The organism is Pseudomonas sp. PDM18, from assembly GCF_014852585.1.
Classification (GTDB): domain Bacteria; phylum Pseudomonadota; class Gammaproteobacteria; order Pseudomonadales; family Pseudomonadaceae; genus Pseudomonas.
Genome location: NZ_JACVBX010000004.1, coordinates 374,720 through 394,405, shown reverse-complemented (window position 1 = coordinate 394,405; position 19,686 = coordinate 374,720). Strand labels below are relative to the sequence as shown.

Here is a 19,686-nt window from a genome sequence, read left to right as displayed (position 1 = left end):
TAAAACTCTCGAATTCACGAGTGTTACTTGCGCTGCTGATAATCAGTCGATCATCAGTCTTACATCACAAGCACCCACACGAATTGCTTGATTCAACTTGTTAAAGAGCGTTTGGCTGAGGCTTTCGTCTCAACCGAGGCGCGCATTCTACGCTAACCTCTCTTTCCGTCAAGCTTTATTTTTCGAAAATTTCTTTTCTACTCAATCGCTTGTGCCTCAGCGAAGGAAACCTTCTCATCAGCGGGAGGCGCATTCTACAGCGATCAAACTCGCTGTCAACCACCTCGGCGATCTTCTTTTCAGCCCGCTACCGAAGCAGCGAATGAAGAGCGGCAAGTGAATCACCCGCCTGACCACCACTCCCACCTCAGAACACCTGTAAGCACTTGATTTTCAAGTTCTTTCAGCGCTTCGTCGCTGGGAGTGGTGCGCATTATAGGGAGTTTAAATCGGCCGTCAATGTATTTCTGCAGAAAGATGACAAAGGGCTCTCTACACCCTCAACGCGACACCAGGCGCATCGGCGGCCGGCACAAAACTGCATCTAGCCACCTTTATAAAGAAGGCGCCGCCGAACCGCGACATCAAGGAACTTTTCGCAGATTCCTACGCGCTTTGCAGGCAGCCCTCAGCCCCCGCTAGAATTCTACACGTGCGATTCAGGCAATTTTGAACCACCTGACCGTCACACGCGGTAGATGAAATCACTCTTCGAATGCGCAGGGTTGCTAGACGATCCGACGCCGAGAGCGTCCAACCAAGCCCGGGCGCTTCTTCTCAATATCTTCTTCAACCATGGTGAGGCAAAGAGCCTGCGCCTGGACAAGGCAGCAGCCGGGACTATTCCTAGGATCGAAAAGAAGCAGCTCAAGCGCCACTCAGAGAAAAGAATCAAAGCGATCAGAGAACAATCTCCGACCTGGCGGAAGAATGGGATTGATCTTGCACTGATCACTGGCCAGAGGCGATCAGACATCTTGTCGATGAAGCTCGACGATATCCGCGACGGGTTTCTGTATGCCATCCAGCAGAAAACAGTGAAAGTATCGGATGGCGCCTGGATCCGCTTCCGTCCCCCTCCCCCGAGCTGCAGGATGTATGAGATCGCTGCAACGATGGTGCTCCCCACTTCCTGATTCATCGGCGTCGGGACCGGAAGGTGGGCCTTGCTGACCGAAAGGAGCACTGGACGAAGATCGATGAGCGTTATCTGTCCAGGGCATTCAAGGAAGCACGAGACGCTGCAGACTGCTATTCAGGATGGAAAGATGAAGAGATGCCGGGCCTCCATGAGATCAGGGCCCTGTCGCTGCATTTGTATAAGAAAGCCGGGAAAGACGGCCAGAAGATCGCTGGGCATGCCAGCGCGGGAATGACGAAGAACTATCAGCGGGACCATGCCGAAGTGGTCTGGTCAGATGCGATTCCGGATCTCGATATCAGCGCATTTGCCCGCTAGTTTTGCGTGCATTTTGCGGGAGTTTTGCGAGTGGCCAAAAACGAAAACGGCCCAAGCACTGTAAGTACTTGAGCCGCTTAAGAAAATTTGGTCTGGACGGAGTGATTCGAACACTCTACCCCTTGCACCCCATGCATCGTGCGAAATCACATCAACCACATGATCTATAAGGAGAAAAAACCATATCTACGAGCACAAAAGCCACCAATATGAGTGCTTATGCAAACGCAGCCATGCGGGCTGCAGGGCGAGTTTTGCGCAACCGATATGCCCTTGAGATATCTGCAGCAGAACGTCCGCGCCCTTTCTGCAGCTAGGTTTCCGAGCGCTGGACAAGCAATCGTCTTTGGAGCTTTTTCACATCTGCCTCCGCGTTCAAGACATGCATACGTCGGTGGCAATTCGGACAGAGCGCCACTGTGTTATCTACGGTGTCCTCACCATCACGAGCGAGCCAGACAATGTGATGCGTCTCCAAGTAGGCAGTCCCATCTTTCCGCGTAAACGGAGCAGGCCCTTCACAAAGCTCGCACTGCCCTTTTGCACGCCGCTTCGCATGCTCCGCTACCCAAGGAGACCGCTGGTACTGGGTCGTACGAACGCTACGCTGACCCACCTCCTTTCGGCTAGTCCGGCGTGCCTGGTCAGCTACCTGCTCGTCACTCAGCCGTCGAATCTGCTTGTCTTTGAGCTTCTTCAACTCATCGAGAGCTGCCTCGGGTATCTCCGGGACCGTTCCCATCTTCAGCCGCACAGGGAAGATCCACACCAAACGAGAGTTACCTCGAGCGTCAAGCTGGTTCTCAGAGTAGGCGCGGCCAGCCAGCTTGACCTCACCTATGTAGGTGTACAGTTTCGGTGTGAAGACCTCGAATAGGTGCACTGCCACACCGTTGGAGGCGGACTCATGGAGCGTCTTATTCTGAGCGAAGCTCAGCGATTGGTCTCCCTCCTGCCCCATGCCGGTGTAGTGCAAGACATCGCTACTCCAGCGATCGTCATAAACAGACTTCACGTGGTTGGAGACAATGACCAGCGTATTGGTCTCCTTTGAACGTCGCATACCACCTTGGGGGCTGCACCTGAACCAGTCAGTAAGCTGTTCGTTGTCAAGCGTGGCACCAGGCTCTGGGGGAACGAAGCTATCCATACTTCCGAATGATCTCCATAGCTATCGGAATGTCTGCAGGAGCCAGCTCGTAGCTCAGCAGCTCGCGAGGCAGACACCACTCAACGCGGTCATGCACTTGCAGAACGAAATTTGTTGAATTCAGGGTGAGCTCCACAGCGATTAACTGGATTGTGCCGCCGGGATACGTAAACACTGATTCAGTGAGCGTATCTCCAGCAATGGATCCAACTCCTAGCTCTTCGTGGATCTCGCGAACAATGCAGCGTTGCGGTGTTTCATCGGCCTCAAGCTTGCCGCCCGGGAATTCCCACATCCCAGCAAGCTTTTCACCTGGAGCGCGGCGAGCGACAAGCACCTTCCCATCCAGGTACACAACTGCAGCTGCAACGTTCTTCATTCCAGCCCCTCAACTCAGTAGGCCAGAAGCATACCAAAGCAGTAGGGCTGACGTACCAGCACCTGTTGCTTAGCCAGCGGGATGGTTCGAAGGTGTTATGCGCTCAATAACGCTATGCGTTTTTCCACCACCTCGAGCTCAGGTAAACGTCAACTGCTCCCTATTTTGCCTTACCAGACTTAACCTCAAATTCTGACAAGGCTGAAAAGCTCCCTTGAATGTAATTCCGTGAAAATGGCGCTAAATGCTCATGGCAAGCTGAATAGTCACAAGCGGTCAGCATGCGCCGAACTCATGAGCTGCCATAGCTTATGCGGCCACCTCCTGCTGAAGCGGCCACAGACCTATTTACGTATCGATGGTCTCGCGCTAGTGTCTGGGCTGGCGTTGTGCCATCGCCCGGAGCTCCTTCGGAGCCACGGCAGCTAAGGGATAGGAGTAATGTATGGACGCTGGGACAATCCACGGATTGATTTCCGTCAGCCCAAAAGATCTGGAAGCATGTCTTGATGTAGTCGAGCACCAGCAGAAAGTTGATGGCATCGTTGCAGAAATACGCATTCATCACTTGAAGTTTGATGGCAATGGCCGCCCCATGGTTAAAGCACTAGCTGAGTGCTTATATCAATATATCATTGACTACTGCATCTCATGCAAAAGCCGGCCGGCTGATCTAAATGCTCGACAGGCAACCAAGCTAACCAAAGAAGCCCGAGACCTTTTTCGGCACCCTGAGATTTCCGAGAAAAGTCCAGACGTGACCGGCGAGGCCGGAGAGGCCTTACTATTCTTCTTAAACGAAGCAATATTAAAAGCACCTCAACTTGTCGCAAAAATGGAACTCAAGACAAATCATAAGGATGAAGTTAAGGGTTCCGATGGTATCCATATGAGTTGGAACGAAACCGACCAAGTAGTTGAATTTTACTTTGGCGAATCAAAGATGTACAAAAGCGTTTCCAACGCTATTGGGTCGGCAATTGACAGTATTGATGAATTCCATGCTGTGGAAATGTATAAGCATGAGTTCAACATGGTCACGAAGCACTTCAAATATGCGGATGAAAATATCCGGGAGGCGGTCTCTGATCTCATTAGACTAGGTGAGCCCGGAGAGGGGGCCCGCCTTAACCATTCATGTCTTATTGGGTACGACTGGGATTTCTTCACATCAGATCCAGTCCAAGACTTGAAGAAACATGTCGAGGAATTCAGAAATCAGTTGACTATCGATAGTGAGAGGCTAGCGGGCCTCCTAAACAAGAGATTCTCGAGCTTCTCGAGAAAACACTTACGATTTGAAGTCTTCTTTATCCCATTCCCTTCTGTTCAAGATTTTCGGAATGCATTTAACGCGGCGCTAGACTAATGGATATCAATCAAAAGGAATTTTTCTTGCCCTTAGAGAAGCTGTACAGGGCAAGTATTCGTGGACTGATTTGCGGTGAGAGCGCAGGCGAAAGCGAGACGCTTAGCCGCATGGAAATTAGTCGCCTCATCGGTATCTCCTCAACTCTATCCCTATCGGGATCTGATGAAGATGTAAACCTCTCATACGAGATAATATCAAGGCTTTTAGAGCTCTATTCCTCTCAGTATCCACAAGTCGCTTCAGCTGCAGATGTTATATTTTCACGAATCGGTAATTTCCCAGGGCGAAATCTATTACGCACCCGCTACACAGGGGGTATTGATCCATCCGTATCCATGTCTTTGTCACTTGAGCGTTTAGCCAGAGAGGCAGAAAACTCGATTGACAATTCAACACTTTTAACAAACTTCCAGTATAGGCTTTACACCTCTTTGGAAGGAGAAAAATCCCTGAGCGTTTCAGCACCAACCTCTGCGGGAAAATCCTTCGTACTAAACATGGATTTAATGCGCAGGCTGAGCTCAAGGACTGACAAGTGCATTGTTTATGTTGTCCCTACTCGCGCACTTATAACTGAAGTTGCTGCTAGGATTCGATCGGCGATTCGAGAGCAGAACATTCCTGAAGCCATCGTTAGGACAGCGCCATTTCCCTTAGAATCCCGATACAGCAGCTATAGCATTGTTTATGTTCTTACTCAGGAGCGACTGCTTAGCTTATTAAAGCCAGAGAACAGCAAACAGCCAATAACCTCTATATTTGTTGATGAAGCACACGAGATATACAAAGGCAAACGTGGGGTAGTACTGCAGAACGCCATCGATCTAGTCTTACAAAAGTACCCTTCCGTCTCAATACTCTTTGCCAGCCCATTAATAAAAAACCCAGGCTATTTCCTAGGGCTTTTCAACAGACTAGAGAATGGATATTTCTTTACAGAGAAAGTATCACCTGTCTCACAAAATATAATTTTGGTTTCATCCGTTCATATGAAGCCAAAATCAGTCAACTTGAAGTTGCTGACAAACAATTTCGAGATCGATATTGGCGATTATGACTTGGGACTTAAGTTTCGCCCCCCTATTATGCGTAGGCGGGCTGCCTTCGCTCGTATTGTCACCAGGAGTGATGAGTCAACCATCATATTCGCGAATGGCCCGGGAGATGCGGAGGAGCTTGCCTCTGAGCTTAAGGATGCGATCTCTGACTTCACTCCTTCTGAAGACATTAAAGACTTTATTAGCTTCATAAAAACGGAAATCCATGAAGAGCATCCACTAATAGCTTGTTTGGAAAAAGGAGTCGCATTCCATTACGGCGACTTGCCCTCGATAGTCCGATCTGGAATTGAGAGCTTCTTCAAGGCTGGCGATGTAAGATATCTATGCAGCACAAGCACACTATTGCAAGGCGTAAACCTACCTGCAAAGCATATTATTATTGAAAACCCTAAAAGTGGGCTTGGCAACCCTATGCGCCGACCAGACTTTCTCAATCTGGCAGGCCGAGCAGGAAGACTCCTTAAAGAATTCCAGGGAAATGTATGGTGTTTGACACCCGATTTATGGGAGGAAAAGTCTTTCGAGGGAGAGCGACTGCAGGAGATCCAGTCATCCATGTCTAAAGTCATGGCAGATGGCGGAACCTTAATCCAGAAACTGATGGACTCATCGATAAGCTCTGAAAATGAAAAGGAACTAGCAGAAGCTGGATTAGGACGCCTTTATCATGAAAGTGTAGAGTTAGGCGTTGATGATCTTAGGAAAAAATACGAATCAGCGGGAAATGCTGATGAGCTAGCTGAGACGATTGATTTAGTTTCAGCACTAGTTATTACTTTACCAAGAGATCTTCTAGACACTCACAGAGCATTGCGGCCTGACCATTTACAGGCTCTTTATAATAAATTCATGTCTGCCAGCTCCGTAGAAAGCTTTAATCTCTTACTTCCTTTCGAGATAGGAGGTAAGGATCGTATGAAATTTGCCGTGAATACTATCTGTGAGGCCTTTGACTGGAGCCTGAGCGAACTTCAATTTCTTTGGTATTGTGGCGTGGCACACAAATGGGTTACAGGAGAGCCTGTTGGAAAAATAATCCGCGACCGTGTAAATAAACTGAGGGAGAGCGATCCTGGTGCGGCAGCACCGCCAATTATTCGAAGTATTCTTGGTGTCATAGAGAAAAAAATACGTTTCAGCCTAGTCAAGTACTTTAGTGCTTATGAGGATATTCTTCGACAGGCGATATTGGACAGAGAGCAAAGCTTGGGCTCAATCAAGATAGCGCCCTATCATACGTTCCTGGAGTTTGGATCCTGCAACAAAGTAGAGCTTAGCTTGATGGCTCTGGGGTTTTCACGTTTCACTGCTATTAGGTTGCGGGAGCGAATCAACTGGGCGGACGCTATCGAACCTGAAGACTATTTGAATATTCTATCCAAAAAAGAGATCTCCTCCCTGGGTCTTCCTAGGGCATGTCAATATGAGATAAAAGATGTGCTAGGCCTGTAAAATTATAGATCTACGGATCTTACTCATTAGCTTGACATCAGGCACGATTAGATAGGGCGCTTTGCAGTTAAGCTGCGCCGCCCCATCTTCTACATATCAAAATCGAACTCTTATCTAGCCAATAAGAAATACACTGCATATTCCAAAGCCCGGCAACCCACTAGCGGCGTGCAAGAGTGTTTTCACGGAAAGGATTTTCGCTGCCAGGTCTTTTTTTGTAGAAGAACCATGCTTTGAGGAGATCAGGAAGTAATCTTTTCGACAATAAGCTTCCCAAACTGATCAATCTTTACAACATCCAAAGTACAGTCAATTGCCGCCTCCATTTCCGCAGCTAAAATTGGGTGCGGCATACCGTTTCTACTCCAATCCAATTTAACGTCGTTAGTAACGAAAAGGACATGACTAAAACTAGCGCCTTCTTGCTTTGACTGCATAAGACCAAACAATAGGTCCAGCCAGATGTAGAAATCTCCATCACCGTCATCTTTGAACCCAGGCGGTGTTTTTGTGCGCTTTCTTGCAATTGCCATGTCATGGAATCGCTGCCTCGGCACGTAAGGCACCTTGGCTTTGGACTCTAGTGTTTTCAGGGCCTGTATGGTTATATGCCTAATTGACTCATCATATATATATCCATGATTCGATTCGAATTCAGCTATGAGCTCCTCCATTTTTGAGTGGAACTCCTCGAAGCTATTATCGATTTTTTGCGTTACTTGCTTTAGCTCTTCGTGTCTTTTCTTCAGCGTTGCTGCTTGCGTATCAACTGCATTTAATTGATTGTTCCAGAACTCCTGGATTACTTGCCCAGGCAATATGATTGGCGCTTCGTGCTGCGAAGCCAAGTAGTCTATTACATCAGCACTTTTGGGTATTCTACTAATCCGGAGAAAAGCACTTGAATCTATCGCAATCGCGGTACTTCTAAGATCTTGTGGATCTTTTTGCCTGGCCAGCACTGAAGTAGTTAAGGAGCCAAGAGAGTTTATAACCACCCCCCTATTCAATATTGACTCTAACCTATCTAATAAAGCAGCAGTCATACAGCCCTCCGAGTCAGTACCAGACATTTGCTGCCGCCTCAGAAAGTTCATTACCGACCGAAATAACAGCCTGAGCGTTCCATTCATCAAAACTCTCCAGCCGAGAAGTCCACTCTCCTTGAATTGCTGTGTGGAGGATATTCTCTTTGAACCCCTCCCAGGTGCTAGCTCCTTTAGGGCGCCTTTCAAGGGTGGACAGAATGGTATTTCCTATTGTATTACCCCAGAAGTTATCGTCTTCCTCACTAAACCCCTCCCAATCTTCGGCCTGTCTTGGCCGGATAAAGTGTAAAGTCCCTAAACTCTCTGGAGTTTCACTGCTTTCAATTATCGATCGACGAAGGAATGTCAGCACCGCTTTATTGAAGGAGCGCTTACGCAGCTGATCAGAAAATTCATCTTTAGTGGGGATTAAGTCAGCAAGATCCTCCTGAATCCCAGTCCAAACACCCTCGTCATGTACTTTTTTGGCTGCTTCGCCGAAACGACGTTCGACATTACCCGTACCTAAGTTACCGACAACTATTCGACGTACTACGAGTCTCAATATGTAGAGCATCCCCTCTAGAGATGAGGGTGTCGAGGCAATAGCTAGAAGAATTGGACGAACAGATATGACACCTAGACTATTAAGTGCTGCGAATATTTTTAAAGCATCCGGCTCCGCTGGCCCATCTAACGATGGATCTACCATTTGGAGATAGAGCGGTAGGTTTACGTCCAAAAGCTCCATAAGCTGATTTGGGTTGGGAGGCTGCTTATTTGAGAATGTTGTTCTTTGGGCGAGAAAATCAAATAAATCTTTAGGAAGAATGTGCCCACCCTGCACCGTAACTACGTGCCTAATGTACTGTACAAATGAATTTGAGCCCGAGCCATTGAACGGACTGGCAATCTCTTTCCAGTGTTGATATCTCTTTTCCCTTTGACCTTTCGGCGTTTGACTTAAAACATAATTCTTTAGAAGATCTGCGGTAGTTAGCTCCCTCCCTCGAGTATTAATCACCTCAAAAACTCGGTACGCGGATGCAGGGTCTGGGTGGACGAAAACCGCGAAATAAAGTCGATTTGTTATAAAGTCAGTCCATATTCCAAGACGCTTGAACGGATCATCTGATAAATCTGACTTTAAGCTTTCCCTTAAGAAGCTATATGCATCTAGCATACGCTGAGATAAGGAATCTTCTGCTATTTTGGATTTATTTTTTTTGCTGACGACTCCGCTTTCAAGTATTTCTTGCAGAGTCTCATTATCTGCTTCATCGGAGAGAGTCACTCTGGGGTTGGTATCGTCTGTCTCGTAATCTATCGAGCGCAAGAAGTCTGCCTGTACTCTCTCCGCAAGCGCATTTCGCCCTCTTTCTTTTGCCTCGTGATATAGAGCTGCCGCAAGCAACGTAAGAGTAAGAATTCGTTGCTGCCCGTCAACTACCTGTTTTATGCCTTGCTCATCTGTAAGTATGACCAATCCTAAAAAATAGGAGTCATCTCCCAATGCGTGACTCAGGTCTGTCCAGAACTCTACAACTTCGTCCTCAAGCCAGGAGTACTCTCGCTGATAAGGAGGGACCTCGAATGTTGAACTAGACAGTAGAGTTCCAGCGGTTGTTGCTGAAGCGTTTAACGGTGTATGCACTTTTTCACCTCTGCTCCTTGATGCCAAAATTTCGGGAGAACCAGCGCCTAGTTATTTCCTTAGTTATCGCTATCCCACGTCTTGATTTGGCAATTTTCGATTAGCTTCTTCATATGCTGGACTGGTTTGGCCGATCTCAGGGGCGACCTCCCCAGTGACAAGCCACAGAGCATATTGGGGGAAGATCGTTATAACAGCTTCAATTTCGGCATCCGTTATACGGGCTTTACCATTGCGCACATTTCCCCACCGGTAGCGATCAATGCCGGTCTCCTTCTCGAACCAGACGCTTGTTCGTTCCTTATTAAACAAGGTTATAAGCCGGTCTCTTATCATGCTCAAATATTCTACTTAGTAGATTGTACTTAGTAACAATCTGCATGTATGGTTGTGCTACTTAGTAAATTCTACTCAGTAGACGTGATTTTCATTATAGGGCAAAACCATGGAAGAGTCTGGAATAGTGGGGTTCACCGTCACGGGGGCGATGGAAAAGGTCACGGACTTCCGTACCGCTCCATTCTGCTCTCAGGCGGTATTCGCTCAGATGCTGGGATTGGAGGACATTACGGATGACGTGGTGCGTGGCTGGGTCGAAACCAAGACCGTGCCGACCGCGAAGATTGGCCGCCGTCGCGTCATCAACCTCCACAAAATCCGCCGCGACCTCGACCGGGGGAAGTCGATCTTCTGCCAAGGGGATTACGACGATGAATGACGCTCGGTCCTTCTCCCAGTTCAAGCTGCGCATGCCCCCTACTCTGCGCTCCCAGGTCGAGCAAGCCGCCGAAGCTTCCCTCCGCTCCCTGAACGCCGAACTGGTTTTCCGCCTTCAACAGAGCTTCGAAGGGGAGGTGCCCGCCGATGCTTCCGAGCAAGTACCTGCATCAACCTCATCCCGCGTTCTGTACCTGCTCTGTATGCGAAGCGGATCGCGTGCTTCGGGCTCAACCGGATCCGGAAGACTCCAGCCGATTCACTCGTTGCAGCCAGTGCCGCCCTACGCGGGTATTCACGGTCGTTGGAACCATGAATCTGGTATCCGGTGTCTGGAGGCTGGTCTCCAGTACCTATCGTGTGGAGCCGGGGTTTACCTGCGTGAGGCACCAACCCGCGCGCCGTCCCCCGAAGTACTGGCACGTTATCTACGACAGCGGCAGGCCGACCCCCTTCGTTCCCGTGCGCGAGCCGTTCGAGCTGGAGGGCTGAGCCATGGTCTCTAACCCGATCCCGCACCTGATCTTCTGGCTCGTCCTGCTGACGGTTAGCGCAGTGGTTGGCCGCTACCACGCTCGCCACACCATCCCCACCTGGGCCAATCAGGTCCAGGGCCGCCGCACCGGCTTGTCCGAACACGCTTTCTCGTTCGGACAAACGGAGCGCCGGGCGAAGCGCACCCTTGACCGTCCCCCTCCCTGAATAGCCTCCGCTCGGGAGTGAGGGGCAGCACCACCGCCCCGCGCTCCTGAGCCCTCGGCGGCGAGAGCGGGATGACAAGGGCAGAGCCCTTTGTGTTGACCCAACTCACCGCCTGCACCACCGCAAAACCCAGGCACCACCGCACCCGCTGAAAGACGGCCACCAACGCGCCCAATTTGCAGCAGCGGGCCAACTCATGCCCGAAAAAGGCAAAGGAGCTTCAGATGAACATGTTTGCAACCACTGGCGGCGTAGTCGAACTCTGGGTCACCAAGACCGATACCTACACCTCCACCAAGTCCGGCGAGATCTTCGCCAGCGTCCAGGCCATTTCCCCGATCCCGGAAACCGCTCGGGGCAACGCCAAGGGCTTCGAGATCAGCGAATACAACGTTGAGCCGACCCTGCTGGACTCCATCGTCTTCGAAGGCGCCCCGGTGCTCTGCAAGTTCGCCAGCGTCGTCCGCCCGACTCAGGACCGTTTCGGCCGCACCACCAATACCCAGGTGCTGACTGAGCTGCTGGCCGTGGGCAAAGAAGTTGCTACCCCGGCTCCCGCCCGCCAGCCGCAACCCCAGGCACAAGCCCAGCGCCCCACTCAGCAGCCGGCCAGCGACAAGCCCGCCGCTGATAAGCCTTCCGACAGCAGCAAGTCCTGACGGCGAGGGTAGGTAGATGAAAGCGCCGCTCCGTTTCGCCTTCGGCTGGGTTCTGTACGTGGCGATTCTCTGCGCCGTATCGCCTGCTGTGCGTGCGGTTCGCGAATTCCTCGAACCCTACCCGCTGGATTCCGTGATCGCTGTGGTCGCGGCTGCGTTCGCCTTCTTCGCCCTGTGGTGGTTCGTCCTGCGCTCGTTTTGGTGCTGGTGCGACCGCCCGCGCAAGGAGGCCCGCTGACATGTCAGGCGTGGTTGCCGTCCAGGTCTGCACCAGCTGGGCGTCCACGGCGGACGGCCTGATGCGCTGTCAGCAGATCGAGTGGCAACAGGCCTATCTGATTCCGCCCGAGGCCGCTGGAGCGATTGAAATCCTGGTCAACGGCGGGTTCTCCCTGGAGGCTTTCAGCATCGGTGCTGCGGGCGTTCTCGGAGCCTTCGTGACGGGGCTTTTAACTGGCTGGGTCGCGTCACTTCTTCGTAAAGCCAAGTAGAGAGGAAACACCATGAACGCCATGAAACAACAGATCGCCAAGTTCAACCCGATCCGCTCCTTCCGCAACGTCTGCATCGCCGGCACCGTCACTGCCGTGACTTCGGTCCCTGCCTTCGCCGCCAGCGTCATCGACACCAGCGCGGTCGAGCAGGCCATCACCGACGGCAAGGGCGACATGTCCAACATCGGCGGCTACATCGTCGGTGCCCTGGTCATCCTCGCGGTCGCTGGCCTGATCTACAGCATGTTGCGCAAGGCGTAAGTGCTCTGGTCGGTGTGGTTGGGGGCGTTCTTCGCCGGCGCCTTCATCACCGGGTACCGATGCGGCGAATTCTTCTGACTGCACTGATGTGCCGAACCTGGACCCCGCTTCGGCGGGGTTCTTTTTGGAAAGCCCGCCATGAATTTACGGCTGATCCTCTCCGCGCTGATGCTGCTCCTGGCTGGTCTTTCTCCCATGGCATTCGCGGCCACCTACCAATGGAAGATCACCAGCACTGGCAGCATCTACAACAGCCCCCTGGAAGCCTGTGATTCTCGCCTTGGAGTCATGCAGGCGATGGGCAACTACACCGGGGAACGCAGCGGCTTCGACCGACGATCACCCACGCAGTACTACTGCTCCTACTGGAACAGCAGCGCAAAGGTGAACGTCAGCTCCTGGCTGATTGATCGTATCGGGGACGGCTGCCCCACGGGCCAGGTCTACGACGACACCGAGGGCGTCGATAAATGTGTTGGCGAAAAGCCCACTGACGCCGAGTGCATAACTCGCGGTAACTACACCAAGACCATCCAGTTCTCATACAACGAGGGCGGCGCTGTTTTTGAGGTAGACCCCGAAATCAAAGACGGCTGCATCTACGAGCCGGGCATGCCCGATAGCTGCGATGAGAGCGCCTGCACGGTGGATATGATTCCGGTCGGCAACGACGACATGTCGGATAACCCGGACAACCCCGATCAGCAGCTGCAGGACTACCTCGACGAACTCGCCAAGAAGTTCGAGTGCAAGAAGACCGCAAACGGCACGGTCGGCTGCACGGGCGCGCAAACCACACCTCCCGATATCGACCCCGACGACAAATGCCCGGACGGCTTTTCTTGGTCCGGTAGTGCCTGCTTCCCCACCACGGGAGGCGGCAACGAAAACCCCGACAACCCTGGCGGCAATACCGGTGGCGGTAACTCCGGTGGCGGCGATGGCGGTACTAATCCCGGCACGGGCGGCGGGGATGGTGACGGCGATGGCAACAACTCCGGCGGTGGCGGCGGCAATGACGGCACCAGCGGCGGCAAGGGTCCGAAAGAGTCCCTGGAGCAACCCAAGCAAGGTAGCTGGGAAGAGTCTCTTACGACGTGGACCGCCAAGGTCGAGGAAGCGAAAAAGGAGTTCTCCGAAAAGATCAAAGAGAACGCCGACCAGCTCAAGGGCGTGTTCGACCTGAACCTCGGCGAGGGCGGCGGCAAGCTCCCCTGCGACACCTTCGTGGTCTGGAAAAAGACCGTCAGCCTCTGCTTCACCGAGTACGAAGAAAAACTCTCCTACCTGCGCTACGCGCTGATGTTCATGGCATCGGTGTTGGCCGCCTTCGTCATTCTGAAGGAGTGATCACATGGAATGGCTATCCAGCTTCTTTGACCAGATCGTCCTGTTCCTGCAATGGATCTGGAATTTCCTCACCCAGGGTATCTACGACTTCATCAAGGACGGCTTCGTGGTCGCCACCCAGTGGGCGATGTATAGCGCCCTCCAGTCGTTCCTGTTCCTGCTCGATGTCAGCTACACCGTCGCCCGCGAGCTGATCGACAGCCTCGGCGTGTCCAACATGGTCCGCTCCATGTACGCCACGCTCCCTGGACCGCTCGCGGCGGCGCTGCAATTTCTCGGAGTCCCGCAGGCACTCAACATCATGTTCTCCGCCCTGGCCACGCGCTTCTGTATGCGCTTCGTGCCGTTCATAGGGAGGTGAGTCATGTCCATCAAGATTCACCACGGCCCGAACGGCTCGTACAAAACAAGTGGAGCGATTCAAGACGATGCCGTGCCCGCCCTCAAGGATGGCCGCGTCATCATCACCAACGTCCGGGGCTTCACCCTGGAGCGGGCCTACACCGTGTTTCCTGATCTGCCCAACACGGCGCAGATCATCAACCTCGATCTCGAATCGCTCGCCGACCTCGAAAAGATGCGCACGTGGTTTCAGTGGGCACCGCGGGGCGCCTTCCTGATCGTCGATGAAACCCAGCTGCTGTTCCCCAAGTCGTGGCGCGAACGCGATCTGGAGAAGTTCGATTTCCCCGGCGGGCCCGAAGCGGCGCACGAGGCGGATAGGCCCATGGGCTGGCTGGATGCCTGGACCCGACACCGCCACTTCAACTGGGACATCGTCCTGACCACGCCGAACATCAGCTACATCCGCGACGACATCCGCATGACCTGCGAGATGGCCTACAAGCATTCCAACCTCGCGGTCATCGGCATCCCCGGCCGGTACAAGGAGGCCCAGCATGACGCCCAGCTCAACCGACCACCCGCTGACGGCACCATCGTCGAATACAAGCGAATCAAGAAGCAGACCTTCCGGCTCTACCAGTCCACCGCCACCGGCAAAACCCAGGACACCAAAGCCGGCAAGAGTCTCTTCCGGTCGCCTAAGTTGGTTCTTCTACTGGCACTGCTGGCCGGCACTATTGGCTTTGTCAGCTATATGGGACCTCTCAAGGTCGTCGGTGGCGGGGCTCAGCAAAAGCCTGATTCTGCCCATCCTGAGCAAAGCATTTCACCTCGTTCTCAAGGGAGTGCTGTACCTGCTCAAACGCCTGCTGCTGCGAATCGCGCTCTTCCTGCTGGTGCTGTTTTTGGCCAATCAGGTGTTCCGGCTCTTCCACTAGCCGAGCATCCCTTCGCGGGCCGGCAGATCGCCGTGGCGGCCCGCGTGAAAGGGCTGGTGAAGGGCATGCAGCGCGAGATGTACATGTTCGTCATCACCGATGCCGAAGGCCGTCGCCTCATGCTCAATTCGTGGCAGATGGGCGAGTCCGGCTACGGCGTAAAGGCCCGCTCCGAGTGTGTGGCCGAGCTGTTCTATGGCGAGTACCACGAAACTATCGTGTGCGCCGGGTCCTTCCCCAAGCCGGCGCAGATGCCCGCCGCACAACCAGCAATCGCCACGCCCCCAGCAGCGCCCACAGCGTCCGCTCAGACGACGCTCACCATCGTCCCCGACTCCGAATACCCCGCACGCCCCTGGAGAACCCAATGACCCTGCACGGCCTGATCAACGCCCTTGGGCTGCTTGCGCTCGCGTATGCGCTCGGTTTCCTCACCGCCCTGCAGGTGATGCAGCCGGTGGCGGCGTTTCCGTTTTGAGTCGGCGAGCCGCGCCGCCGGCCGGGAGCGCCAGGCACGAGCGGTAGGCCGAAGGCGCGGCCGACGACCCTGTAACACGTCGGATAGCTAACGAGTAAGCACCTCAATAAACCTCATTGAAGGTACGAAAGAATGAAAAAGGCAGTTCACCCCCTCCGCCTGATCCTCAAGGAGAACGGGGATTTTTATGAGTCGTCCGAAGGACGGATTTTCATGGACCCGAGCAACGGCAGATTCGCCGACCTGTCGGGTGTGCGCCTGCTGCGCTGTGGCGTCGATACCGTGCGGCAGCTGTACAACGGCATGATCCGCCCGGAAGTAATGGCGCTGTTCGATGAGCCGGAGGACATCGTGAACTTCGCCGGCTACAAGTGGGCCAAGGGCCGCATCGGTCGGGACTCGGGCTACCAGTACCGCCTACAGAACGCCGACATGGGCCTGATCCTGCTGATCAAGAACCACAACGTGAAGCTCGAAAACATCGGCCCGCACCTCAAGATTGAAGTGTCGCCACACGCCCTGGATGGCGCCGATCCGAAGATCCTGCAGGGCGTAATGGATGACCTGGCCGCAGGCGTGCTCTCCGCCTGCGAGGTGAACCAGTGCGCCGTCCACATCGCACTCGACGTGCAGGGTTGGACCCCGCCAGCAGACTTCGTGGACCGTATGCATTGCCGCTCCCGACGTGTCCGCCAGATCAGCGGCATCGACCGCATCGAATACGACGGCAACGCCTCGGTCTATGGGCGTGGTGAGACCTTCATGTTCGGCTCGGCTAACGGCCTGCAGATGTGCCTCTACAACAAGACGCTGCAGGCGAGAGCGACCGACAAACTCGACTATTGGGAATCGGTGTGGGCCTCCCTGAACGGCGATCCCTTCGGCGATGGTGAACCTGCCTTCAACCCGCTGGAAACCGTGTGGCGCATCGAGTTCCGCTATCACCACTCCATCATCCAGCAGTTCTCCGAAGGCTCCACGATGACCTCTGGCGAGGTGATCGGCTGCCGCACCTACGAGGGCCTTTGCCCGCACCTGCAAGGCCTCTGGCAGTACGCCTGCGACAACTACAAGCTCATTTCCCGGGAAGGGATCTTCGATGCTTTCTGGTCGCTGATCAGCCTCGACACCAAGGTCCAGGTGGAAGCCGATCCGCTCATCGAACGCACCGAGTACCGCCGCTACTACAAGACCGCTCAGGGCTTCTCCGGCAAGAACTGCGAGATGTTCCTGGGCCAGTTCGCCAGCCTGATCGCACGGGAGCGCATCCCGCCAAAAAAAGCGCTTGAGGTCGGGAGAACGCTCCCCTTCTGGCATGTGATCGAAGACCACTACACCGCCAAGGGCTACAGCACTCGCGACCTCGAAAAGCACGTCATTGGACTCATAAATGACCGTTACATCAGGCGCGGCTACGCCATTTGATGACACCAGCGGATCAAGTGGTAGCGATGGAGTAAGAAAAATGGAATCGAAGGCACGCACTCGCAGAATACTGCGCTTACCCGAGGTGATTCATCTTTGCGGAATCAAGCGCTCGACCATCTATCTCTGGATGAGCACGGGAGCGTTTCCCAAGACCAAACAGATCGGCCCATCGATAGTGGGGTGGGACTCCCTAGAAATCGATCAGTGGATCTCCGCTCGACTCAATGGAGAGGACTGGAAGCCTGAGGGGGAAGCATGAGCAGAGAACTGATCAAGATTGCCGAGTTCCAGCGTCGGTATTGGGGAGCAAATGGCACGCCGCTCTGCAGTCAGACAATACGTAACCAGATCCGGAATGGTGATATTCCGGGCGTCAGGATCGGCAAGCTTTGGTATGTGGATTGGCGAGCTTTCAATAAGGGGACAAGCAACGAACTGGTCGCCATGGTGCTCAAGGACCACTGCTGATGTCACCGCGTCCTCGCAATAAGGCAAATAGATCCCTTCCGCAGAATCTCTACCTCGATAGTCGGCGTGGGACTTTCAGGTACAGGCGCCCTACTGATGGCGTCTGGTTTCAATTCGGAAAGGATCGCCTCAAGGCAATTGATGCTGCCAAACAACTGAATCTCACCTTCATGGAAGGTGCCGACTTGGTTGCCAAGGTTAAAGGCCTGACTACAACCTTGTTTGTCGACTTTCTGGATTACTACCAACGCGAAGTACTGCCGCCGCGCGAGTTGGCGAAAGCCACCCTGGAACTCTACGCCGTGAGATTCAGGCAGTTCAGAACAGCCTGGCCGTCTCAGGCCGTGGATGAAATCACTCTTCGAATGGCCGCCGAACTATTCGATGGTTTGACCCCGCGAGCTGCCAACCAAGCCAGAGCCCTACTTATCGATATCTTCAACCATGCTGCCGCCAAAGGACTATCCCCGGATAATCCTGCAGCTGGGACTATCCCCAGGATCGAAAAGAAGCAGCGCAAGCGCCACACCGGGGAAGGACTCAAGGCGATCAGAGAGAAGTCCCCGAGCTGGCTGCAGAATGCGATTGATCTTGCGCTGATCACTGGCCAGAGGCGATCAGACATCTTGTCGATGAAATTCGACGATATCCGGGACGGGTTTCTCTACGTCATCCAGCAGAAGACAGCCAAAGTATCGGATGCAGCCTGGATCCGTTTCCAAGTTACCCCTGAGCTGCAGGATGTATTGGATCGGTGTAACGATGGCATCCCCTCCCCCTTCCTGATCCATCGGCGGCCGGACCGGAAGCTGGGGCTTGCTGACCGAAAGGAGCATTGGACGAAGATCGATGAGCGTTATCTGTCCAGGGCATTCAAGGAAGCGAGGGACGCTGCAGCCTGCTATTCAGGATGGAAAGACGAAGAGATGCCGGGCTTCCATGAGATCAGGGCCCTGTCGCTGCATTTGTATAAGAAGGCCGGGAAAGACGGCCAGAAGATCGCTGGGCATGCCAGCGCAGAGATGACGAAGAACTATCAGCGGGACCATGCCGAAGTGATTTGGTCGGATGCAATTCCGGACCTCGACTTAAGCCTTATTCTCCCTAGCTCTTAGTCCGGAAGAGTCAGAAAAAACGCTATACCGGCGGAGAAACCTACTACCGCCGCTCCCGCAGCTGCCCAAATATTGAACTGTAAGGACATTGCAGTTAGCTGAGAAATTGCATTGGCAACACGCTCTGTCTGCGCAGGATCAACACACAGTGGCCTGACGGTCAGGTTGTATGCTGTTTGTTGCTGTTCAGCCGACAGGTACCAGAACCAGCCGGACAGAATGCTCGCCATTGCCGCGACCAGATTGCAGCCCCAGCGAAGGGGTTTTATCAAGAATGCCAACATAGTTTTGCGCGCATTTTGCGCTAGTTTTGCGCAGTCCAGAAATGAAAACGGCCCAAGCACTGTAAGTACTTGAGCCGCTTATCAAATTTGGTCGGGACGGAGTGATTCGAACACTCGACCCCTTGCACCCCATGCAAGTGCGCTACCAGGCTGCGCTACGCCCCGACGTTGCTTCCAAGTTCCCCCAGAAGCGGATCGCACTATACCCCAAGCATTTGCTTTGGAGAAGCGCTTTTTTCATTTTTTTCAGTTACTTGCGCAGCACATGAAGTACGTCTTCCAATTCGGCAATCATCTGCCTAATCAGTTGCTTGTACTGAGTGGCATCGTCGCGTGCTTCGTCGCCGGTAAGGCGCTGACGGGCTCCGCCGATGGTGAAGCCCTGGTCGTAAAGCAGCGCACGGATCTGGCGAATCATGAGCACATCCTGGCGCTGATAGTAGCGCCGGTTGCCCCTTCGTTTGACCGGGTTGAGTTGCGGGAACTCCTGTTCCCAATACCGCAGCACGTGCGGCTTCACCGCGCAAAGGTCGCTCACTTCACCAATGGTGAAATAGCGCTTGCCCGGGATGGGGGGCAACTCGTCGTTATGACTTGGTTCCAGCATAAGCTTCAACCCTGGCCTTCAGTTTCTGCCCTGGACGAAAGGTGACGACGCGCCGGGCTGTAATCGGGATTTCCTCTCCCGTCTTCGGGTTGCGCCCGGGACGCTGGCGCTTGTCGCGCAGATCGAAGTTGCCGAAACCCGACAACTTCACCTGTTCGTTATGCTCCAGCGCCTGGCGAATCTCTTCGAAGAAGAGCTCCACCAGTTCCTTGGCTTCCCGCTTATTCAGGCCCAGCTCTTCGTACAGACGTTCAGCAATTTCAGCTTTCGTCAGAGCCCCCATAC

At 53.5% G+C, this 19,686-nt stretch carries 24 protein-coding genes, 1 tRNA gene and 1 pseudogene; 18 read left to right on the top strand and 8 right to left on the bottom strand.

Annotation, left to right across the window (positions count from 1 at the left end; all coding sequences use genetic code 11):
• The first annotated feature begins 698 nt into the window (after positions 1 to 698).
• On the top strand, positions 699 to 1,136 hold the full coding sequence (locus IB274_RS29955; RefSeq protein ID WP_192432135.1) for a hypothetical protein: 438 nt from the start codon (positions 699 to 701) through the stop codon (positions 1,134 to 1,136).
• Positions 1,137 to 1,159: 23 nt separating this feature from the next.
• Complete coding sequence (locus tag IB274_RS29950; protein WP_192432134.1) at positions 1,160 to 1,459, top strand: hypothetical protein; 300 nt, start codon at positions 1,160 to 1,162, stop codon at positions 1,457 to 1,459.
• Between the two features lie 313 nt (positions 1,460 to 1,772).
• Here the strand turns inward: IB274_RS29950 and IB274_RS11945 are convergent, their stop codons facing one another.
• Positions 1,773 to 2,609, bottom strand: a complete 837-nt coding sequence (locus IB274_RS11945) for an HNH endonuclease (RefSeq protein WP_225614813.1) — start codon at positions 2,607 to 2,609, stop codon at positions 1,773 to 1,775.
• Positions 2,602 to 2,988 (bottom strand): (deoxy)nucleoside triphosphate pyrophosphohydrolase, encoded by a 387-nt coding sequence (locus tag IB274_RS11940; protein WP_192432132.1) that lies wholly within the window; start codon positions 2,986 to 2,988, stop codon positions 2,602 to 2,604. Before IB274_RS11940 ends, IB274_RS11945 begins: the two co-directional genes overlap by 8 nt.
• A gap of 445 nt (positions 2,989 to 3,433) precedes the next feature.
• Here IB274_RS11940 and IB274_RS11935 point away from each other — a divergent pair, with 445 nt between their 5' ends.
• Both IB274_RS11935 and IB274_RS11930 read left to right on the top strand, forming a co-directional pair.
• Positions 3,434 to 4,357 carry a DUF1837 domain-containing protein gene (locus tag IB274_RS11935; RefSeq protein WP_192432131.1) on the top strand — a complete coding sequence of 308 codons (924 nt, stop codon included), beginning with the start codon at positions 3,434 to 3,436 and terminating at the stop codon, positions 4,355 to 4,357.
• Positions 4,357 to 6,873 (top strand): DEAD/DEAH box helicase, encoded by a 2,517-nt coding sequence (locus IB274_RS11930; protein ID WP_192432129.1) that lies wholly within the window; start codon positions 4,357 to 4,359, stop codon positions 6,871 to 6,873. Before IB274_RS11935 ends, IB274_RS11930 begins: the two co-directional genes overlap by 1 nt.
• A gap of 242 nt (positions 6,874 to 7,115) precedes the next feature.
• Here IB274_RS11930 and IB274_RS11925 read toward each other — a convergent pair whose 3' ends face one another.
• Both IB274_RS11925 and IB274_RS11920 read right to left on the bottom strand, forming a co-directional pair.
• Positions 7,116 to 7,946 (bottom strand): PIN-like domain-containing protein, encoded by an 831-nt coding sequence (locus IB274_RS11925; RefSeq protein WP_192432127.1) that lies wholly within the window; start codon positions 7,944 to 7,946, stop codon positions 7,116 to 7,118.
• Positions 7,933 to 9,555 (bottom strand): DUF262 domain-containing protein, encoded by a 1,623-nt coding sequence (locus tag IB274_RS11920; protein ID WP_192432125.1) that lies wholly within the window; start codon positions 9,553 to 9,555, stop codon positions 7,933 to 7,935. Before IB274_RS11920 ends, IB274_RS11925 begins: the two co-directional genes overlap by 14 nt.
• Positions 9,556 to 10,000: 445 nt before the next feature.
• Here IB274_RS11920 and IB274_RS11915 point away from each other — a divergent pair, with 445 nt between their 5' ends.
• The 14 genes and pseudogenes from IB274_RS11915 to IB274_RS11850 all read left to right on the top strand — a co-directional run bounded on the left by IB274_RS11915 (position 10,001) and on the right by IB274_RS11850 (position 18,510).
• Complete coding sequence (locus IB274_RS11915) at positions 10,001 to 10,273, top strand: DNA-binding protein (RefSeq protein WP_192432123.1); 273 nt, start codon at positions 10,001 to 10,003, stop codon at positions 10,271 to 10,273.
• Positions 10,266 to 10,397: pseudogene (locus IB274_RS11910) on the top strand (Arc family DNA-binding protein); the annotation flags it as partial. The gene IB274_RS11915 and the pseudogene IB274_RS11910, both read left to right, overlap by 8 nt.
• Before the next feature lie 22 nt (positions 10,398 to 10,419).
• Positions 10,420 to 10,764, top strand: a complete 345-nt coding sequence (gene pflM, locus IB274_RS11905) for a lysogeny maintenance protein PflM (RefSeq protein WP_192432121.1) — start codon at positions 10,420 to 10,422, stop codon at positions 10,762 to 10,764.
• 434 nt (positions 10,765 to 11,198) lie between these two features.
• Positions 11,199 to 11,633: a DNA-binding protein gene (locus IB274_RS11900; protein WP_192432119.1), complete on the top strand. Its 435-nt coding sequence runs from the start codon at positions 11,199 to 11,201 to the stop codon at positions 11,631 to 11,633.
• 16 nt (positions 11,634 to 11,649) lie between these two features.
• Positions 11,650 to 11,871, top strand: coding sequence for a hypothetical protein (locus IB274_RS11895; RefSeq protein WP_192432117.1), 222 nt, complete (start codon positions 11,650 to 11,652; stop codon positions 11,869 to 11,871).
• Position 11,872: 1 nt separating this feature from the next.
• The gene (locus IB274_RS11890) at positions 11,873 to 12,124 is read left to right on the top strand and encodes a hypothetical protein (RefSeq protein WP_192432115.1); all 252 of its coding nucleotides are present in this window, start codon (positions 11,873 to 11,875) and stop codon (positions 12,122 to 12,124) included.
• A gap of 12 nt (positions 12,125 to 12,136) precedes the next feature.
• Positions 12,137 to 12,388, top strand: coding sequence for a major capsid protein (locus IB274_RS11885; protein ID WP_192432114.1), 252 nt, complete (start codon positions 12,137 to 12,139; stop codon positions 12,386 to 12,388).
• A gap of 138 nt (positions 12,389 to 12,526) precedes the next feature.
• Positions 12,527 to 13,738 carry a hypothetical protein gene (locus IB274_RS11880; protein ID WP_192432112.1) on the top strand — a complete coding sequence of 404 codons (1,212 nt, stop codon included), beginning with the start codon at positions 12,527 to 12,529 and terminating at the stop codon, positions 13,736 to 13,738.
• A gap of 4 nt (positions 13,739 to 13,742) precedes the next feature.
• A complete protein-coding gene (locus IB274_RS11875; protein WP_192223849.1) occupies positions 13,743 to 14,099 on the top strand; it encodes a DUF2523 family protein in 357 nt (118 codons plus the stop codon).
• Between the two features lie 3 nt (positions 14,100 to 14,102).
• Positions 14,103 to 15,392 carry a zonular occludens toxin domain-containing protein gene (locus IB274_RS11870; RefSeq protein WP_192432110.1) on the top strand — a complete coding sequence of 430 codons (1,290 nt, stop codon included), beginning with the start codon at positions 14,103 to 14,105 and terminating at the stop codon, positions 15,390 to 15,392.
• 239 nt (positions 15,393 to 15,631) lie between these two features.
• Positions 15,632 to 16,924, top strand: a complete 1,293-nt coding sequence (locus IB274_RS11865; protein ID WP_192432108.1) for a hypothetical protein — start codon at positions 15,632 to 15,634, stop codon at positions 16,922 to 16,924.
• Positions 16,890 to 17,186, top strand: coding sequence for an AlpA family transcriptional regulator (locus tag IB274_RS11860; RefSeq protein ID WP_412548420.1), 297 nt, complete (start codon positions 16,890 to 16,892; stop codon positions 17,184 to 17,186). The genes IB274_RS11865 and IB274_RS11860 overlap by 35 nt, the downstream gene beginning before the upstream one ends.
• A complete protein-coding gene (locus tag IB274_RS11855; RefSeq protein WP_088418198.1) occupies positions 17,183 to 17,395 on the top strand; it encodes a hypothetical protein in 213 nt (70 codons plus the stop codon). The genes IB274_RS11860 and IB274_RS11855 overlap by 4 nt, the downstream gene beginning before the upstream one ends.
• Complete coding sequence (locus IB274_RS11850) at positions 17,395 to 18,510, top strand: tyrosine-type recombinase/integrase (protein WP_192432105.1); 1,116 nt, start codon at positions 17,395 to 17,397, stop codon at positions 18,508 to 18,510. Before IB274_RS11855 ends, IB274_RS11850 begins: the two co-directional genes overlap by 1 nt.
• On the opposite strand, the gene IB274_RS11845 is transcribed toward IB274_RS11850, so the two are convergent.
• The 4 genes from IB274_RS11845 to ihfA all read right to left on the bottom strand — a co-directional run bounded on the left by IB274_RS11845 (position 18,507) and on the right by ihfA (position 19,684).
• Positions 18,507 to 18,740, bottom strand: a complete 234-nt coding sequence (locus IB274_RS11845) for a hypothetical protein (RefSeq protein WP_192432103.1) — start codon at positions 18,738 to 18,740, stop codon at positions 18,507 to 18,509. The genes IB274_RS11850 and IB274_RS11845 overlap by 4 nt on opposite strands.
• A 142-nt stretch (positions 18,741 to 18,882) precedes the next feature.
• Positions 18,883 to 18,959 (bottom strand) — tRNA-Pro (locus tag IB274_RS11840).
• 85 nt (positions 18,960 to 19,044) lie between these two features.
• Positions 19,045 to 19,401 (bottom strand): MerR family transcriptional regulator, encoded by a 357-nt coding sequence (locus IB274_RS11835; RefSeq protein ID WP_045217778.1) that lies wholly within the window; start codon positions 19,399 to 19,401, stop codon positions 19,045 to 19,047.
• Positions 19,382 to 19,684: an integration host factor subunit alpha gene (ihfA, locus tag IB274_RS11830; RefSeq protein ID WP_003090661.1), complete on the bottom strand. Its 303-nt coding sequence runs from the start codon at positions 19,682 to 19,684 to the stop codon at positions 19,382 to 19,384. The genes IB274_RS11835 and ihfA overlap by 20 nt, the downstream gene beginning before the upstream one ends.
• Positions 19,685 to 19,686 lie beyond the last annotated feature (2 nt).

What these genes read in the sequence shown, in the direction of transcription:
- IB274_RS11925 (WP_192432127.1), bottom strand. Translation starts at nt 7,946, where the DNA reads ATGTCTGGTACTGACTCGGAGGGCTGTATGACTGCTGCTTTATTAGAT.
- IB274_RS11860 (WP_412548420.1), top strand. Translation starts at nt 16,890, where the DNA reads ATGACCGTTACATCAGGCGCGGCTACGCCATTTGATGACACCAGCGGA.
- IB274_RS11845 (WP_192432103.1), bottom strand. Translation starts at nt 18,740, where the DNA reads ATGGCGAGCATTCTGTCCGGCTGGTTCTGGTACCTGTCGGCTGAACAG.
- IB274_RS11915 (WP_192432123.1), top strand. Translation starts at nt 10,001, where the DNA reads ATGGAAGAGTCTGGAATAGTGGGGTTCACCGTCACGGGGGCGATGGAA.
- IB274_RS11935 (WP_192432131.1), top strand. Translation starts at nt 3,434, where the DNA reads ATGGACGCTGGGACAATCCACGGATTGATTTCCGTCAGCCCAAAAGAT.
- IB274_RS11855 (WP_088418198.1), top strand. Translation starts at nt 17,183, where the DNA reads ATGAGCAGAGAACTGATCAAGATTGCCGAGTTCCAGCGTCGGTATTGG.
- IB274_RS11880 (WP_192432112.1), top strand. Translation starts at nt 12,527, where the DNA reads ATGAATTTACGGCTGATCCTCTCCGCGCTGATGCTGCTCCTGGCTGGT.
- IB274_RS11885 (WP_192432114.1), top strand. Translation starts at nt 12,137, where the DNA reads ATGAACGCCATGAAACAACAGATCGCCAAGTTCAACCCGATCCGCTCC.
- IB274_RS11890 (WP_192432115.1), top strand. Translation starts at nt 11,873, where the DNA reads ATGTCAGGCGTGGTTGCCGTCCAGGTCTGCACCAGCTGGGCGTCCACG.
- IB274_RS11865 (WP_192432108.1), top strand. Translation starts at nt 15,632, where the DNA reads ATGAAAAAGGCAGTTCACCCCCTCCGCCTGATCCTCAAGGAGAACGGG.
- IB274_RS11945 (WP_225614813.1), bottom strand. Translation starts at nt 2,609, where the DNA reads ATGGATAGCTTCGTTCCCCCAGAGCCTGGTGCCACGCTTGACAACGAA.
- ihfA (WP_003090661.1), bottom strand. Translation starts at nt 19,684, where the DNA reads ATGGGGGCTCTGACGAAAGCTGAAATTGCTGAACGTCTGTACGAAGAG.
- IB274_RS29955 (WP_192432135.1), top strand. Translation starts at nt 699, where the DNA reads ATGAAATCACTCTTCGAATGCGCAGGGTTGCTAGACGATCCGACGCCG.
- IB274_RS11930 (WP_192432129.1), top strand. Translation starts at nt 4,357, where the DNA reads ATGGATATCAATCAAAAGGAATTTTTCTTGCCCTTAGAGAAGCTGTAC.
- pflM (WP_192432121.1), top strand. Translation starts at nt 10,420, where the DNA reads ATGCTTCCGAGCAAGTACCTGCATCAACCTCATCCCGCGTTCTGTACC.
- IB274_RS11835 (WP_045217778.1), bottom strand. Translation starts at nt 19,401, where the DNA reads ATGCTGGAACCAAGTCATAACGACGAGTTGCCCCCCATCCCGGGCAAG.
- IB274_RS11850 (WP_192432105.1), top strand. Translation starts at nt 17,395, where the DNA reads ATGTCACCGCGTCCTCGCAATAAGGCAAATAGATCCCTTCCGCAGAAT.
- IB274_RS11870 (WP_192432110.1), top strand. Translation starts at nt 14,103, where the DNA reads ATGTCCATCAAGATTCACCACGGCCCGAACGGCTCGTACAAAACAAGT.
- IB274_RS11900 (WP_192432119.1), top strand. Translation starts at nt 11,199, where the DNA reads ATGAACATGTTTGCAACCACTGGCGGCGTAGTCGAACTCTGGGTCACC.
- IB274_RS11875 (WP_192223849.1), top strand. Translation starts at nt 13,743, where the DNA reads ATGGAATGGCTATCCAGCTTCTTTGACCAGATCGTCCTGTTCCTGCAA.
- IB274_RS11895 (WP_192432117.1), top strand. Translation starts at nt 11,650, where the DNA reads ATGAAAGCGCCGCTCCGTTTCGCCTTCGGCTGGGTTCTGTACGTGGCG.
- IB274_RS11940 (WP_192432132.1), bottom strand. Translation starts at nt 2,988, where the DNA reads ATGAAGAACGTTGCAGCTGCAGTTGTGTACCTGGATGGGAAGGTGCTT.